Below are 14,868 nucleotides of genomic sequence, written 5' to 3'. Positions count from 1 at the left end.
GTCGGGCCGGGGTGGTGCTGGAAGCCTGCCGGGGGCTGCATCGCGAACTGCTGCGGCGGCGTGGGCGTGCGGAATGCCGGAGCGGCCGGGGCCGGCGGGGCCTTGACCAGCGGCACCGGGGTCGGCGTCGGGGTGGGGGTGCGGGCCTGCGAGAACGACCACGCCTGGGTGTCCTCGGGCAGGGGCGTGCTGTCGGCGGGCCGAGCCGGGGTCGGGTCGTCCGGCAGCCGTACGACGCGGCGCAGGTCGTCGCGCAGCGCAGTCGCCGACGGGTAGCGCTCGAGCGGGTTCTTGGCCATCGCGGTGCGCAGGACCCGGTTGATCTCGGCCGCCAGCGGCCCGGTCGGCGCCAGCTGGGGCACGGGCTGCTCCACGTGGGCCATCACGACCTGGTAGTCGGTGCTCCCGGCGTACGGCGCCTTGCCGCTCAGCGCCGCCCACAGCAGGCAGCCCAGGGAGTAGATGTCGGAGCCCGGCCCGGCCTCGCCGCCCAGGTGCAGCTCGGGGGCCATGTAGGACGGCGTGCCGACCGTGCCGCCGGCCTGGGTCAGCCCGGACTGCACGCCGAGCTGGCGCGCGATGCCGAAGTCGCCGAGGTAGGCCTGCAGCTGGCTGTCGCGGTTGCGCAGCAGCACGTTGGCGGGCTTGATGTCGCGGTGGACCAGGCCGGCCGCGTGGGCGTCGGCCAGTCCGTCGGCGACCTGCGAGATCAGGTTGACGGCGATCCGGGCCGGCGGTCGGCCGTGCTTGTGGAGCATCTGGCCGAGGTCGCCGTCGGGGATCAGCTGCGAGGCGATGTAGAGCCGGCCGTCGGCCTCGCCGAACGAGTAGACCTGGACGACGTGGGGCGAGTCGAGCGACGCCTGCGCCTGGGCCTCGCGCGTGAACCGCGCCCGGAACTCCTCGTTCTCCCCGATGTGGGGCGTGATGATCTTGAGCGCGACCTGACGGTTGAGCTGCGTGTCGAGCGCCTGGTAGACGATGCCCATGCCGCCCACGCCCAGGCGGTTGCCGATCCGGAACGGACCGAGCTCTGCCCCGGGCTCGGGGTTGTTGGACGCGGGGCTCATCGGCACGTGACCCTATCTACCCAGTTCTGGTCGCTCCATGGCTGGACGCACCGCGCACCCGCAACTTTCTCGGAGGGCTGCCGCCGGCCTGGCCCGGCGGGCGCGGCCGGTGCGGGCCCAGCCACGCGCTCCGTGCGCCTCGTGGTCGGCCCGGCCCCGTGGTCGGGGCGCCTCGCCGCACGCACCTCCCATGCCTCGATCGGGCCGTCCGCACGGCATGCTGTCCCCGTGGCCGGCCCCTACGACGTCAGCAACGACCCCTTCGGCTTCGGCGCAGGCCTGCCACCGGTGGTCGGTGCGGCGATGCAGGGCGCGCAGAACCTGCTCATCAAGGCGGCCACCGCCTGGGACGCCGGCGACGACGCCCGTGCGTCGACGCTCCTCGACCGCGCGGCCGCCATGCCGTTCGTGCAGGCCGAGGACATCTGGCCGGGTCCGTACGGCGCCCACATGCTGCTCTTCGAGCTGCTCACCCACACCGTGGAGACGGGCGAGGCCCACGACTGGTTCGCCGCCGTCGAGGCGACGTTCGCGACCATCCCCGAGGGCCAGGTCGCGCCGCTCTGCGACGCCCTCGCCCCGCTCATCGCCGACTGGGACCTCGGCGCCGACCTCGAGCGCCTGGTCCGCACCCTCGTGGCCGGACGCCTCACCGACGACCACCGGTGGATGCACGACGACCTCGACCCCGCCCTCCTGCGGTCGGGGACCGAGGCCATCCTGAAGGTCGCCGTACGCCTCTCCGACGAGCTCGAGTCGCGCGGCCTCTGCTCCCACCTGGTCCCCGAGTACTGGTGAGGCCGGTCGCCGGGGAGCGTGGGCGGGGCGTCGGCGGATTCCCCGGCTGACCGGGGAAACTGACCGTTGTCAGGGGTTGCAACCCCTGACAAGGGACGGAATCCCCGGCCGGCCGGGGAATCCGACACCCCCGGGGGCACCATTCCCGGAGACCTCAGAACAGCAGGGCCGAGGCCGGGTCCTCGAGGATGCCGGCGACGTCGGCGAGGAAGCGGGAGCCCTTCTCGCCGTCGACGTGGCGGTGGTCGAAGCTCAGGGCCAGCGTGGTGACCTGACGGACGGCGATCTCGTCGACGCCGCCCCTCGTCACCACCCACGGCTGCTTCTTGATCGCGCCGAAGCACAGGATCGCCGACTCACCGGGGTTGATGATCGGGGTGCCGGCGTCGACGCCGAAGACGCCGACGTTGGTGATCGTGAGGGTGCCGCCGGCCATCTCGGCAGGCTGCGTGCGGCCCTCCCGAGCGGTGGCGGTGAGCCCGCCCAGCGCCTCGGCGAGCTCGAGGAGCGAGAGCCGGTCGGCGTCCTTGACGTTGGGCACGACGAGCCCGCGCGGGGTCGCGGCCGCGATCCCGAGGTTGACGTAGTGCTTGAGGACGACCTCCTGGGCGGCCTCGTCCCAGTAGGAGTTGATCTCGGGGGTACGCCGGACCGCCAGCAGCACGGCCTTGGCCAGCACCAGCAGCGGGCTGACCTTGACCTCGCGGAACTCGCGCCGCTTCTTGAGCCGCTCGACCAGCTCGACCGTCGCGGTCGCGTCGAGCGTCACCCACTCGGTGACGTGGGGCGCGGTGAACGCCGAGCCCACCATCGCGCCGGCCATCATCTTACGGACGCCCTTGATCGGCTCGCGGGTCTCGCGCTCCGGGGCTTCGAGGCTCGTCGCCGGGGCTCCTCGCACCTCAGCCGCCGGGGAGGAACCCGCCGCCGCCTCGACGTCGGCCCGCGACACGGTGCCGTGGGGGCCGGTGGCCTCGCAGGTCGCGAGGTCGACGCCGAGGTCACGGGCCAGCTTGCGGACCGGGGGCTTGGCGAGCACGCGCAGGTCGGCGGGCTCGCGGGGGGCGGAGGTGGGGACGGCCGAGCGTGCGGGCACGGCCTCCTCGGGCTCGGCGGCCTCGACCAGGGGCGAGGCGAGGCCGGTCTCGAAGGACGCCTGGGTCTGGATGTGGGTGGCCAGGGCCCCGGTCGCGACCTTGCGGGCCCGGCGGGTCGGGCCGCGGTCGGCCTTGTTGCGGCCGACCAGGCTCTCGCCCTCACCGCCGCCGCTGGCGGCCGGGTTGGACAGGTCGATGACCATGTCGGCGTCCGCAGCGGGCGGGGCGTCGGGCGGCGTCGGGTCCTCGGCCGGAGCCGAGGGCGCGTCGGCGCCGATCCGGATGATGGGGGTGCCGACCGCGACGGTCTCGCCCTCGGCGACGAGCAGGGCGGTGACCTCGCCGGCGAAGGGCGACGGCAGCTCGACCAGCGACTTGGCGGTCTCGATCTCGACGACGACGTCGTTGACGGCGACGACGTCGCCCACCTTGACCTTCCAGGTGACGATCTCGGCCTCGATCAGGCCCTCACCCACGTCGGGCAGGAGGTACTCGGGCATCTCAGAACCCCAGGCTTCGGTCGACGGCGTCGAGGACCCGGTCGAGGTCGGGGAGGAACTCCTCCTCGATGCGCGACGCGGGGTAGGGGGTGTCGTAGCCGCCGACGCGCAGCACCGGCGCCTCGAGCGAGTAGAAGCACTCCTCGGTGATCCGGGCCGACAGCTCGGCGCCCAGGCCCAGGTTGACGTGGGCCTCGTGGACGACGACCGCGCGGCCGGTGCGGCGTACGGACGCGAGCACGGGGCCCATGTCGAGCGGCGACAGCGTGCGCAGGTCGACGACCTCGAGCGAGCGACCCTCGGTGGCGGCCGCCTCGGCGGCCTTGAGGGCGGTCTTGACCGTCGGCCCGTAGGCCAGCAGCGTGAGGTCGGCGCCCTGGCGGACGACGCGCGAGGTGAAGAGCGGCTCGGGGGTCTCGGTGTCGTCGAGCTCGGCCTTGTCGGCGTGGTACTGCCGCTTGGGCTCGAGGAAGATCACCGGGTCGTCGCAGGCGATGGCCTGCTGGATCATCCAGTAGCCGTCGACGGGGTTGGAGCACGCGACGACCTTGAGGCCGGGCGTGTGGGCGAACTGCGCCTCGGGCGACTCGCTGTGGTGCTCGACCGCGCCGATGCCGCCGCCGAACGGGATGCGGATGACGATCGGCATCTTGACCCGACCCTTGGACCGGTAGTGGATCTTGGCGACCTGGCAGACGATCTGGTCGTAGGCCGGGTAGACGAAGCCGTCGAACTGGATCTCCACGACGGGCCGGTAGCCGCGCATCGCCATGCCGACGGCGGTGCCGACGATGCCGGACTCGGCGAGCGGGCTGTCGATGACGCGGTCCTCGCCGAAGTCCTTCTGCAGGCCGTCGGTGATCCGGAAGACGCCGCCGAGCTTGCCGACGTCCTCGCCCATCAGCAGGACCTTGGGGTCGTCCTCCATCGCCCTGCGCAGGCCCATGTTGAGGCCCTTGGCGAGGGTGATCTTCTGCGTGGTCGTGTCGGTCGCCATCTCAGTGGCTCCCCTCGAACGAGGCGTGGTAGGCCGCGAAGCCGTCGCGCTGGACGCGCAGCTCCTCGGTCTCGTCGGCATAGACGTGCTCGAACATCGCGCCGGGCGCCGGGTCGGGCAGCGCCTTGCACCCCTCGCGCAGGGTGTGGCCCAGCTCGTCGGCCTCGGCCGCGATGTCGGCCATGAAGCCGTCGTCGACGAGGCCGTTGCGGCGCAGGTAGACCTCGACCCGCGCGATCGGGTCCTTGAGCTTCCAGCTCTCGACGTCGTCGGACAGCCGGTAGCGGGTCGGGTCGTCGGTCGTCGTGTGGGCGCCCATCCGGTAGGTGTAGGCCTCGACGAAGGTCGGGCCCTGACCGTCGCGGGCGCGCTGCAGCGCGGCCTGCGTGACGGCGTAGGTCGCCAGCACGTCGTTGCCGTCGACGCGTACGCCGGGGAACCCGAAGCCGAGAGCCCTCTGGTAGAGCGGGATCCGGCTCTGGCGCTCGATCGGCTCGGAGATGGCCCACTGGTTGTTCTGGCAGAAGAAGACGACCGGGGCGTTGTAGGACGCCGCGAAGATGAAGGCCTCGTTGACGTCACCCTGGCTGCTGGCGCCGTCGCCGAAGTGGGCGACGACCGCGGTGTCGCGGTCGGGGTCGCCGGTGCCGACGTCGCCGTCGCGCTGCACGCCCATGGCGTAGCCGGTCGCGTGCAGGCACTGGGCGCCGATGACGATCGTGTAGAGCGCGAAGTTGAACTCCGAGGGGTCCCAGTCGCCGTGGTCGACGCCGCGGAACAGCCCGAGCTGCTTGAGGGGGTCGACGCCGCGGCAGTAGGCGACGCCGTGCTCGCGGTAGGTCGGGAAGACGAAGTCCTGCGGGCGGAGCGCGCGGCCGCAGCCGATCTGGGCGGCCTCCTGGCCGAGCAGCTGGGCCCAGATGCCGAGCTCGCCGTGGCGCTGCAGCGCCGTCGCCTCGGTGTCGATCCGCCGGGTCAGCACCATGTCGCGGTAGAACCCGCGCAGCTGCTCGGCGGAGAAGTCGAGGTCGAACTCCGGGTGGTGCACCCGCTCGCCCTCGGGTGTCAGGAGCTGGACGAGCTCGGGGCCGCCGTCGGCCTGGCTGGGTCCGAAGGCCTTGACCAGGTCGGGCCCGAAGGCACTGTCGGTCGGTCCGGTGGGCGGTGCGTTCATCTCGCGGCTCCTTGTCGTCGCCCGGGCTGCGGGGTCTCCGCTCCGGGTGGCTCGGCCCGGGGTCGGCCACGGGTCTCCGCAGGGGTGGCGCGGCTGTGACCCGGGACACATCGGGATGGGAGTCAACGTACCGCCGGGCCCCACGCCCTCGCCAACCGAGCCCTACCCTGGCCCCATGACCGACACGACGGCAGGCGGGAAGACCGCGAAGAACCGTTCGGCGACCACCACGATCGACGCCCCGGCGGCGACCGTCTTCGCGATCCTGTCCGACCCCCGGCAGCACGCGCGGATCGACGGCTCGGGCAGCGTCAAGGGCTCGACGGTCGGTCCCGACCGCCTCGAGCTGGGCTCGGAGTTCGGGATGAGCATGAAGCGGGGCGCGGGCTACAAGATGACCAACAAGGTCGTCGAGCACGAGGCCGACCGGCTGATCGCGTGGCGCCACGTGGGTGCCCACCGCTGGCGCTACGAGCTCGCCCCGACCAACGGCGGCGGCACCCAGGTCACCGAGACGTGGGACCTGTCGCCCTACAACCCGGTCGCCCGGGCCGCCGTCAGCGCGCTCTTCGGCAAGGGCACCCAGGCCGCCATCGAGGCGACGCTGGTCAAGCTCAAGGAGGCCGCGGAGTCCGACGCCGCCGGCGCTGGGCCCGGCGCCTAGGCTGGGAGCGCCCCATCCCGGGGCGTCGAGACGGGAGTCCCACCATGGACTGGTGGATGTGGCTGGTGCTGGTGCTGGTGATCGCGGCGGTCGTGGTCGGAGGCCTGCTCGCGTTGCAGGCCCGGCGACGACGGGGCGGCGTGATCGTCGGCGGGTCGGCTCCGCGCGGCAAGCGGGGGCCGTCGTGACGCGGCTGATGCGCACCTCCGAGATCAGCGCGCTGCCGGTGGTGACGCTGGCCGGTGACGACATCGCCCAGGTCAAGGACATCGCGTTCTCGGGCAACGGCGGCGCCGTGTCCGGGTTCACCCTCGCCGGACGGGGCCGGTTCGCCGGTCCCCTCAAGACCGGGCTCCTCTGGACCAAGGTCGTCGGGCTCGGCGCCGACGCCGTGATCGTCGCCGACGAGTCCGCGCTCGACCCGGTCGACGACGTACGCCGTGCGGCCGAGTCGGCGGACGGCTCCGGCGCCTCGGGCGGCAACGTCCTGGGCGACCAGGTCCTCACCGACGGTGGCACCGACCTCGGCAAGGTGGTCGACGTGATCGTCCAGTTCGACAACGGCAGCAGCGCCTGCGACGTCGTGGGCTACGAGATCGAGGCGTCCGAGTCGCTCGCCGCCAAGGCCTCCAACGCCAGCAACGGCACCCGGCTGCTGGTGCCGCTGCCCGACACCCTGGCCGTCTCCGGCGAGCACCTCATGGTGCCGGCGAGCGCCGAGGGCTTCGTGTCCGGCGACCTGGCGGGGTTCGGCGCCGCCGTCTCCGCGTTCCGCGCCCAGCTCGACGGGAAGCCCTGACATGCAGTGGTCACAGCTCAAGAAGCACAAGGTCGTGAGCACCGCGACGGCTGACAAGGTCGGCAAGGTCGACGGCTTCCTGCTCGACCCGGCGACCCGGTCGGTCGTCGGCCTGACGCTCAAGAAGACCGACTCCGGCAGCGTCGTGCGCTGGAGCGACCTCGTCGCCGTCGGCGCCGACGCGGTCACCGTCCCCGACGCCGCCGTCGTGCTCGAGCCCGACGAGGCGCAGGGCGCCCTCGCCGACAAGCGCGGCTCGGTCCTCAAGAAGCTCGTCCTCGACGACGACGGCAACGCCCTCGGCACCGTCAAGGACATCGACCTCGACCCCGAGACGGGCGCGCTGCGCGAGCTGCTGCTCGACACCCGGACCGTCTCCGGCGACCGGCTCCTCGGCGTGGGCTCCTACGCCGTCGTCGTACGCGCCGACTGAGGCCGGCACCGAGTGACCCACTTCTACCGCCCGACCGATGGCCACGGGCTCGCGCACGACCCGTTCAACGCGATCGTCGCGCCGCGACCCATCGGGTGGATCAGCAGTGTCTCCGCCGACGGCGCACGCAACCTGGCGCCCTACAGCTTCTTCAACGCCTTCAACTACCGCCCGCCGATCGTGGGCTTCTGCAGCATCGGCCGCAAGGACAGCGTCGCCAACCTCGAGGCGACCGGCGAGTTCGTCTGGAACCTCGTGACCCGCGACCTCGCCGAGGCGATGAACCGCACCTCCACCGCCGACAGCGTCGACGAGTGGGGACGCGCCGGCGTCGCTGCGGCCGCCAGCGTCGAGGTGACCCCGGAGCGCGTCGCGGACTCGCCGGTCAGCTTCGAGTGCCGGGTCACGCAGGTCGTGCGGCTGCTCGACCAGCACGGCGTCGAGATCGACGCGTGGATGACCTTCGGCGAGGTCGTCGGCGTCCACATCGACGAGCAGTTCCTCGTCGACGGCGTCTACGACACCGCCGCCGCCCAACCGGTCATGCGCGCCGGCGGGCCCTCGGCCTACTACGAGGTGGGCGACCGCTTCGACCTGCACCGCCCGTCCTGACCTCGGCCGCCATCCCCGCCCGGGCCGACCACGCGGCACGCGGGGTCGCAGGTCGGGGTCGACCCGTGAGTCAGTGCAGCTCGCCCAGGTCCTCGTGGGCCTCGTGCGAGACGGGCTCGACCTGGAACGTCGCGTGCCGGACGTCGAAGTGCTCGGCGACGCAGGCGCAGAGCTCGTCGAGGATCCGGCCGACGCCGCGGGTGGCGAGGGCCTCGTCGGTGACGGTGACGTGGGCCGAGAGGCTGGGCATGCCGCTGGTGATGGTCCAGGCGTGCAGGTCGTGGACGTCGACGACGCCCTCGACGTGGCGGACGTGGTGCTCGACGTCGTCGAGGTCGAGGCCGAGCGGGGCGATCTCGAGGAGGACGACGGCGGCGTCGCGCAGCAGGAAGAACGCGCGCGGCAGGATCAGCACGGCAATCAGGAGCGAGGCCACGGGGTCGGCGCGCGTCCAGTCGGTCACCAGGATCACGAGGCCGGCGGCGACGGCCAGGACGGAGCCGAGCAGGTCGGCGAACACCTCGTTGGCGGCGCCGCGGATGTTGAGGGAGCCCGTGTCGGCTCGCTGCAGGATGAGCATCGAGACCCCGTTGGCGACCAGGCCGAACGACGCGAAGACCACCATCACCCCGGCCTCGACCTCGGTCGGGTCGGCCAGCCGGGTGATGCCGGCGTAGGCCAGGTAGGCGCAGACCCCCAGCAGGACCAGGGCGTTGAGCAGCGCGGCCAGCACCTCGGCCCGGTGGTAGCCGAAGGTCGAGCGCTTCCCGCCCGGCAGCGAGGCGACGTACGACGCCCCGAGCGCGAGCACGACGGCCCCGGCGTCCGTCGCCATGTGGCCGGCGTCGGCCAGCAGGGCGAGCGAGCCGGTCAGCAGCGCCCCGACGACCTCGACGACGAGCACCGAGGCGGTGACGGCCAGCACCCAGCGCAGGCGCTTGCGGTCCGCAGCGCGCGAGGCGCCGTGGCCCGAGGACTGACCGTGCCCGTGTCCGTGCCCCATGGCGTCACTCCCACCTCACGTCGTCAGCCCCACCGCCCAGTCTCCCACCGTCACCCGCGGCCGTGCGGCTCCAGCCACACAGCAGGATCGGGGCCGGCGGGGACGATCCCGGTCGGGTTGATGTCGGCGTGGACGACGTAGTAGTGGGTCTTGATCTGGTCGAAGTCGATGGTGTCGCCGAAGCCGGGCGTCTGGAACAGGTCGCGGGCGTAGCCCCACAGCGCCGGCAGCTCGGTGAGCTTCTGCCGGTTGCACTTGAAGTGGCCGTGGTAGACCGCGTCGAACCGCGCGAGCGTGGTGAACAGCCGGACGTCGGCCTCGGTGACGGCGTCGCCCATCAGGTAGCGCCGGCCCGTCAGCCGCTCCTCGAGCCAGTCGAGGGCGACCCAGAGCCGGTCGTAGGCGTCGTCGTAGGCGTCCTGCGAGCCGGCGAACCCGCACCGGTAGACGCCGTTGTTGACCTCGGTGAAGACGCGCTTCATCACGTCCTCCATCTCGGCGCGCTGCGCCACCGGCCAGAGGTCGGGCGCGCCGGCACGGTGGTGGTCGCGCCACTCGTGGAAGAGGTCGTGGGTGATCCACGGGAAGTCGTTGGTCACGAGCTTGCCGCTCGACACCTCGACCACCGCCGGCACGGTGATGCCGCGCGGGTAGTCGGGGAAGCGCCGGAAGTAGGCCTCCTGCAGGCGCTCGATCCCCAGCACCGGGTCGCGGCCGTCGGGGTCGAGGTCGAAGGTCCAGGACCGCTCGTCGTGGGTCGGACCGCACAGGCCGAGCGAGATGACGTCCTCGAGACCCAGCAGCGAGCGCACGATGATCGCGCGGTTGGCCCACGGGCAGGCCTTGGCGGCGACCAGCCGGTAGCGGCCCGGCTCGGCCGGCCAGAGCTCGCCCTCGACCGGCCCGTGCTCGGGGGTGCGGCCCTCGCGGGTAATCCGGTCCGGGACGTAGGTCATGTCCCGGTCGAAGCCACCCTCCTCGACGTAGGACTGGCCGCCGGACGTCTGGGTGTCGCTCATCCGGCCAGGCTACGGACCGGGTGGGGCCGGGACGCCGTCAGGCGTCCTCGGAGACCAGCCAGTCGCCGTCCTCCTTGACCATCTTGAGGGTCCCGGAGGTGGTCTCCTCGAGGTCCTCGGTGCTGAAGGCCTCCTTGAAGCCGTCCTCGTCGTCGCCGGTGTACTCGGTCTTGACGGTGTAGTCGACGTCGGCCTTGTCGCCGTCCTCGGACACGTCGTCGATCTCGATGTCGATGTCGACGTCGTCGAAGTAGTCCTTGATCTCGTCGGTCAGGAACTCGTCCGACTGCTTGCCGAGCGCCTCGCAGTCCTCGGCCGACGACGACTCGAGCTGCTGCTTCTGCAGGTCACCGGACGACAGGTCGCAGGCCTTCTCGAAGTCGAGGTCGGCCTGCGCCTCCAGGTAGTCCTTGGCGGCCCCCTCGGCACCGCCCGCTCCCCCGAGCGTCAGGAGCAGCACGACGCCGATCACCAGCACCAGGGCGACCGAGCCACCGATGATCGCGATCAGCTTGCCCTTGCCACCACCGCTGGAGCTCGTCGGGAACTGGCTCTGCCACGCCGGCTGGCCCGGCGTCGCGTAGCCGCCCGGCTGGCCGTAGGCCGGCTGCCCCGGCTGCTGCCCGGGCTGGGCGCCCTGGCCGTACTGGCCGTAGGACGGCTGAGCCGGCTGAGCCGGCTGCTGCCCGTACGCCGGCTGGCCCGGCTGGCCGGCCTGCTGCCAGCCCCCGGACGGCGCGATCTGGGTGACGTCGCTCGACGGGCTCGACGGGGGTGCGGCACCGGCACCCTTGTCGAGGTCGACGCCCTCGGCCGGGGTCGGCCCGGGCTGCGGCGTCGCCGGCTGCTGCGGGGCGGCGGGCTGCTGCGGGGCGGTGGCCGGCTGGGTGTGCTCGGTCCATCGCGTCCCGTCCCACCAGCGCTGGGCGCCCTGGCCGTCGTCGTACCAGCCGGGCGGGGTGCTGCCTTGGGTCATGCCGTCCTCCGTGGGAACCGGGTGCTCGCGGATGTGGGGGTGCTCGGGTGCTCAGGGGTGCTCGGGGTGCCGGTCACTCGATCGTGTCGATGCGCCACTCGCCATCCTCCACGACGAGGCCGATCGTGCCCTGCTCGTTCTGCGATGCGTCCTGGCATCCGGAGAACTCGTAGTCGACGGTGGCTCTCCGGCCGTCGATCGACTCCTCGCCGGCCTGGCGCTGGCAGCCGGCGGCGGCGGCCTCGTCGACGAACTCCCCGCCCTCGGCCTCGCACGCCTGCTTGGCCGCGGCGAGGGACGTCTCGCGGTCGGCGGCGGTGGTGCCGAAGAACTGGTTGCTGAAGACGTCGAAGGCGTCGCAGTCGTTGGCGAGCGCGGCGTCGAAGAACCCCTCGACGACGGCGGTCGGGCCGTCCCCGGTGACCGGCCCGGGGTCGGCGGTCTCGGGCTCGACGGTCTCGGGCTCGACGGTCGCGGTCTCGACGGGATCAGACGCGGATGCCGTCGCCGACGAGGTGTCCGTGACCGACGCCGACCCGCTCGGGTCCCCACCCGCCTCGTCGGAGTCGTCGTCGTCTCCGCCCAGCACGAGGACCAGCACCACGACGACCGCCACCACGAGCGCGGCGACACCGCCGACGACGCCGACCAGGAGCCCCTTCCTGGAGCCGCCCCGGGTGGGTTGCGGACCCCCCGGGTAGGCCGACGCCCCGGGCTGCTGCCAGCCCTGGCCGGCCCCGAGGTAGTCGGGGACCGGGGCCTGCGCGGGGAGCTGCGACGTCGGCGGTCCGCCGGTCAGGCCCTGCGAGGGCGGGCCTTGCGAGGGCGCCACCTGGGTCGGTGCGTCCTGGGCCGGCGGGGGCTGCGTGGGCGGCGGTCCGACCGGTTGGGTGTGGTCGGTCCACTGCGCACCGTCCCACCAGCGCTGGGTGCCGCTGCCGTCGTCGTACCACCCGGGAGGGGTCGTGCCCTGCGTCATCGTCGCTCCTGGGGTCGGTCCGCGGGTCGGCGCATCATGTCACGACGCACCGACCCCGCGGCTCACGAACGACCCAGGAGGACGGGTCAGGAGGCCTTGATCAGCGACGCGACGAAGTCGAGCTTGTCGAGGACCGGGCCCGGGATGACGAACGGGTAGACGTCGTCCTTGCCCATGCTGCGGTTCATCTGGTTGAGCGCGATGGACAGCGGCACCCAGACGCCGGTGACGACGTCGCGGAACTGGGCGAAGTCGCTGATGTTGCCGACGGTGAGCAGCCCGTACTCGCGGGCGGTCTCGATGGTGTCGGCGATGTGGAGGTAGTGCGCCCAGGTCTCGGCGAAGTCCTCGAACGGGTGCATCGTGGCGTAGGTCGAGATGAACGACTCGGGCCAGTTGGCCGGCGGGCCCTGGTCGTAGTGGCGCTGCAGCTCGTCCTGGTAGTCCTTGGACTCGTCGCCGAACAGCTCGCGGCACTGCTTCATCAGGGTGTCGCCGCGGACCAGCTGCCACTCGGCGTAGTGGCCGAACTCGTGGCGGAAGTGGCCGAGCATCGTGCGGTAGGGCTCGGCGAGGTTGGCGCGCACCTTCTCGCGGTGGGCGTCGTCGCTCTCGGCCAGGTCGATGGTGATGAGGCCGTTCTCGTGGCCGATGACGACGTTCTCGTCGACGCTGGAGAGCAGGTCGAAGGCCAGCCCGTTCTCGGGGTCCTCCTCCTTGCTGACCACGGTGTAGCCGAGGGTGTCGAGCTCGGCGACGAGGTGGCGCTTGGCCTGCTCGGCGAGGGGGAACTGCTCCAGGCCGATGGGGTCGTCGTCGGCGGGGCGGGTCCTGGTCAGGTCGCACACCGAGCACTGGCCGCCGGGCACCCGCGCGAGCCAGGTGCAGCCCGACAGGCCGAGGTTCTTGCACACGTGCCAGACCAGGCCGGTCGCGTCGACGTACTGCCCGTGCTCGTCGACCGGGACGATCGCGCGCTCGGCGCGCGAGTAGCCCAGGGACGTGCCGCAGGAGACGCAGACGGAGTTGTCGAAGTGGAGCGGGTTGTCGCACACGCGACAGCGGAAAGCCTTCACGAGAGGCCATCATCCTGGGGATCCGGCCTCCCCCTCACACCGGTCGGGGTGAGTGAGGGGGTGTCCTGCGCCTCACCCGGTCGGGAAGTCGCTCCCGAACTGCTCCTCGAGGTCCTGGAGGCAGCCCTCGAGGTCGTTGGGGTCGGCGCAGAAGTCGGACGGGAAGCCGGACAGGAAGTCCGAGGGCAGGTCCGACGGGAACAGGTCGGTCGGGAGATCGGTCGGGAGGTCGGTCGGGAGGTCCGTCGGGAGGTCCGTCGGGAGGTCCGTCGGGAGGTCGGTGGGCAGGTCCGTCGGGAGGTCCGTCGGGAGGTCGCCGCCGCCCAGGTCGCCGGTGCCGAAGCTGGAGATGAGCCACGTGCCGTCGTCCTTGACCAGCTCGTAGTCGGAGGTGATCTCGTCCTTGCCGACCAGGTCGGCGAGGTCGCCCAGGCCTGTCACCGTGACCGGCACGGTGGCCTTGTCGCCGTCGACCTCGGCCTTGCCGACGTCGTACTCGATCTCGTCGGGGTCGACGCCGAACTCCTCGAACGTCTTGTCGGGGTCGAAGTCCTTGTCGCAGTCGGCGGCGATCTGCTTCTTGAGGTCGGCGGTCAGCGTATTGACCGCGGCGTCGCAGTCGCCGTCGCGGCTGGCGTCGATCCAGCTCTGGACGGTCTCGGCCGGGTCGCTGGACGACGGGCCGTCGCTGCCGCCGAGGAGCAGGATCGCCGCGGCGACGCCACCACCGATGAGCACGAGCGCGGCGACGATGCCGATGATCAGCCCGGTCTTCTTCTTCTTGGGCGCGGGCGCCCCGTAGGGCGTGGCGCCGCCGGGGGCGTACTGGCCGTACTGGCCGGGCTGGCTCCCGGGGGGCCCGTACGGCGGCTGGCCCGGCTGGCCCGGCTGGCCGTAGGACGGCGCGAACTGCGGGGGTCCGCCCTGGGCGGGCGTGCCGTAGCCGGGGGTCTGCTGCGGGAGCTGCTGGGTGGGCTCGGGCTGTGCCGGGGCCTGCGAGGGCGCCGACTCGGACGGGCCCTGACCGGGCGCGGCCCACTGGGAGCCGTCCCACCAGCGGCGGCCGCCCGAGCCGTCGTCGTACCAGCCGGGAGGGGTCGTGCTGCTCATGGGGGCTCCTGCGGGGGGTGTGGGTCAGGTCAGGACGCGGGCGCGAGGTTGTTGACGCGCCAGCCAAGGGCAGTGTTCACCAGGGTCAGGGTGAACCGAAAGGCTGGCCCGGGCCTTCCGTCGGCGCCGGGGCGGGTGATAACGGCCATCGCCGTCGCCGAGGCGCCGGCGACGGCGACCGGGTCGAGGCCGTACGTCGTCCCCGCGAGCGTGTCGGGCGGGAGGTCGTCGTCGCAGCGGCCCTGCTCGCGGTAGGTCGGTGTCGACAGCCGGCTGATGGTCGCGCAGTCGACCGCCACGATGGCCCGGACGAAGCGGTCGGCGACCACGTCGGGGGCGGGGCCGGGCGTGGGGGTGGGCGTGGGGGTGGGCGTCGGCGTCGGGGTGGGACTCGGGGTGGGGGTGGGCGTCGGGGTCGGGCTCGGGGTGGTGGTGGGGCTGGTCGTCGAGCTCGTCGTCGACGTGGGGGCGGTGGTGCTCGGCAGGTCCTCGACGGTCGGAGCGTCGTCGCCGCCGGCCCGGACGGCGACGAGCACGAGGCCGGCGACCACGCGCCCGACC

Annotated in this window: 16 protein-coding genes and 1 pseudogene; 6 read left to right on the top strand and 11 right to left on the bottom strand. The window is 72.6% G+C overall.

Annotated features, from left to right (window positions below):
• Positions 1–1,070: serine/threonine-protein kinase (locus Q7T52_RS09710; RefSeq protein ID WP_304801891.1), on the bottom strand; the 1,070-nt coding region annotated here is incomplete at its 3' end.
• 228 nt (positions 1,071–1,298) lie between these two features.
• Here Q7T52_RS09710 and Q7T52_RS09705 point away from each other — a divergent pair.
• Complete coding sequence (locus Q7T52_RS09705; RefSeq protein ID WP_304801889.1) at positions 1,299–1,868, top strand: hypothetical protein; 570 nt, start codon at positions 1,299–1,301, stop codon at positions 1,866–1,868.
• Between the two features lie 154 nt (positions 1,869–2,022).
• On the opposite strand, the gene Q7T52_RS09700 is transcribed toward Q7T52_RS09705, so the two are convergent.
• From Q7T52_RS09700 to pdhA, 3 genes are read right to left on the bottom strand one after another with little or no spacing between them, the layout of a single operon-like run.
• Entirely contained in the window at positions 2,023–3,465 is a 1,443-nt protein-coding gene (locus Q7T52_RS09700; RefSeq protein WP_304801887.1) for a dihydrolipoamide acetyltransferase family protein, read from the bottom strand.
• 1 nt (position 3,466) lies between these two features.
• The gene (locus tag Q7T52_RS09695; RefSeq protein ID WP_304801885.1) at positions 3,467–4,462 is read right to left on the bottom strand and encodes an alpha-ketoacid dehydrogenase subunit beta; all 996 of its coding nucleotides are present in this window, start codon (positions 4,460–4,462) and stop codon (positions 3,467–3,469) included.
• A gap of 1 nt (position 4,463) precedes the next feature.
• On the bottom strand, positions 4,464–5,636 hold the full coding sequence (gene pdhA / locus Q7T52_RS09690; RefSeq protein ID WP_304801883.1) for a pyruvate dehydrogenase (acetyl-transferring) E1 component subunit alpha: 1,173 nt from the start codon (positions 5,634–5,636) through the stop codon (positions 4,464–4,466).
• Between the two features lie 175 nt (positions 5,637–5,811).
• Between pdhA and Q7T52_RS09685 the strand changes: the two genes are divergently transcribed.
• From Q7T52_RS09685 to Q7T52_RS09665, 5 genes are read left to right on the top strand one after another with little or no spacing between them, the layout of a single operon-like run.
• Positions 5,812–6,300, top strand: a complete 489-nt coding sequence (locus Q7T52_RS09685; RefSeq protein ID WP_304801881.1) for an SRPBCC family protein — start codon at positions 5,812–5,814, stop codon at positions 6,298–6,300.
• A 44-nt stretch (positions 6,301–6,344) separates the two neighbouring features.
• Positions 6,345–6,488: a hypothetical protein gene (locus tag Q7T52_RS09680; RefSeq protein ID WP_304801879.1), complete on the top strand. Its 144-nt coding sequence runs from the start codon at positions 6,345–6,347 to the stop codon at positions 6,486–6,488.
• A gap of 8 nt (positions 6,489–6,496) precedes the next feature.
• Entirely contained in the window at positions 6,497–7,099 is a 603-nt protein-coding gene (locus Q7T52_RS09675; protein WP_304801877.1) for a PRC-barrel domain-containing protein, read from the top strand.
• 1 nt (position 7,100) lies between these two features.
• Entirely contained in the window at positions 7,101–7,532 is a 432-nt protein-coding gene (locus Q7T52_RS09670; RefSeq protein ID WP_304801875.1) for a PRC-barrel domain-containing protein, read from the top strand.
• A gap of 12 nt (positions 7,533–7,544) precedes the next feature.
• Complete coding sequence (locus tag Q7T52_RS09665; RefSeq protein WP_304801873.1) at positions 7,545–8,144, top strand: flavin reductase family protein; 600 nt, start codon at positions 7,545–7,547, stop codon at positions 8,142–8,144.
• Between the two features lie 70 nt (positions 8,145–8,214).
• Here the strand turns inward: Q7T52_RS09665 and Q7T52_RS09660 are convergent, their stop codons facing one another.
• From Q7T52_RS09660 to Q7T52_RS09630, 7 genes and pseudogenes are all read right to left on the bottom strand, one after another.
• Positions 8,215–9,147 carry a cation diffusion facilitator family transporter gene (locus Q7T52_RS09660; protein WP_304801871.1) on the bottom strand — a complete coding sequence of 311 codons (933 nt, stop codon included), beginning with the start codon at positions 9,145–9,147 and terminating at the stop codon, positions 8,215–8,217.
• A 50-nt stretch (positions 9,148–9,197) separates the two neighbouring features.
• Positions 9,198–10,166 (bottom strand): glutathione S-transferase C-terminal domain-containing protein, encoded by a 969-nt coding sequence (locus tag Q7T52_RS09655; protein WP_304801869.1) that lies wholly within the window; start codon positions 10,164–10,166, stop codon positions 9,198–9,200.
• Between the two features lie 37 nt (positions 10,167–10,203).
• On the bottom strand, positions 10,204–11,142 hold the full coding sequence (locus tag Q7T52_RS09650) for a DUF2510 domain-containing protein (protein WP_304801867.1): 939 nt from the start codon (positions 11,140–11,142) through the stop codon (positions 10,204–10,206).
• A gap of 73 nt (positions 11,143–11,215) precedes the next feature.
• Positions 11,216–12,121: a DUF2510 domain-containing protein gene (locus Q7T52_RS09645; protein WP_304801865.1), complete on the bottom strand. Its 906-nt coding sequence runs from the start codon at positions 12,119–12,121 to the stop codon at positions 11,216–11,218.
• Positions 12,122–12,207: 86 nt separating this feature from the next.
• Positions 12,208–13,197, bottom strand: coding sequence for a putative zinc-binding metallopeptidase (locus Q7T52_RS09640; RefSeq protein ID WP_304801863.1), 990 nt, complete (start codon positions 13,195–13,197; stop codon positions 12,208–12,210).
• Between the two features lie 72 nt (positions 13,198–13,269).
• Positions 13,270–14,307, bottom strand: a complete 1,038-nt coding sequence (locus Q7T52_RS09635; protein WP_304801861.1) for a PT domain-containing protein — start codon at positions 14,305–14,307, stop codon at positions 13,270–13,272.
• A gap of 29 nt (positions 14,308–14,336) precedes the next feature.
• A pseudogene (locus Q7T52_RS09630) lies at positions 14,337–14,868 on the bottom strand (hypothetical protein); the annotation flags it as partial.

Origin of the sequence: Nocardioides sp. (assembly GCF_030655615.1) — a bacterium.
Classification (GTDB): Bacteria; Actinomycetota; Actinomycetes; order Propionibacteriales; family Nocardioidaceae; genus Nocardioides.
The sequence above is the reverse complement of the archived record's forward strand: the minus strand, read 5'-3'. Positions and strand labels throughout refer to the sequence as shown.

Bases quoted from the DNA above. Each gene is read 5' to 3' on its own strand.
- Q7T52_RS09695 (WP_304801885.1), bottom strand. From the start codon at position 4,462: ATGGCGACCGACACGACCACGCAGAAGATCACCCTCGCCAAGGGCCTC.
- pdhA (WP_304801883.1), bottom strand. From the start codon at position 5,636: ATGAACGCACCGCCCACCGGACCGACCGACAGTGCCTTCGGGCCCGAC.
- Q7T52_RS09685 (WP_304801881.1), top strand. From the start codon at position 5,812: ATGACCGACACGACGGCAGGCGGGAAGACCGCGAAGAACCGTTCGGCG.
- Q7T52_RS09655 (WP_304801869.1), bottom strand. From the start codon at position 10,166: ATGAGCGACACCCAGACGTCCGGCGGCCAGTCCTACGTCGAGGAGGGT.
- Q7T52_RS09680 (WP_304801879.1), top strand. From the start codon at position 6,345: ATGGACTGGTGGATGTGGCTGGTGCTGGTGCTGGTGATCGCGGCGGTC.
- Q7T52_RS09645 (WP_304801865.1), bottom strand. From the start codon at position 12,121: ATGACGCAGGGCACGACCCCTCCCGGGTGGTACGACGACGGCAGCGGC.
- Q7T52_RS09660 (WP_304801871.1), bottom strand. From the start codon at position 9,147: ATGGGGCACGGACACGGGCACGGTCAGTCCTCGGGCCACGGCGCCTCG.
- Q7T52_RS09675 (WP_304801877.1), top strand. From the start codon at position 6,497: ATGCGCACCTCCGAGATCAGCGCGCTGCCGGTGGTGACGCTGGCCGGT.
- Q7T52_RS09650 (WP_304801867.1), bottom strand. From the start codon at position 11,142: ATGACCCAAGGCAGCACCCCGCCCGGCTGGTACGACGACGGCCAGGGC.
- Q7T52_RS09635 (WP_304801861.1), bottom strand. From the start codon at position 14,307: ATGAGCAGCACGACCCCTCCCGGCTGGTACGACGACGGCTCGGGCGGC.
- Q7T52_RS09670 (WP_304801875.1), top strand. From the start codon at position 7,101: ATGCAGTGGTCACAGCTCAAGAAGCACAAGGTCGTGAGCACCGCGACG.
- Q7T52_RS09700 (WP_304801887.1), bottom strand. From the start codon at position 3,465: ATGCCCGAGTACCTCCTGCCCGACGTGGGTGAGGGCCTGATCGAGGCC.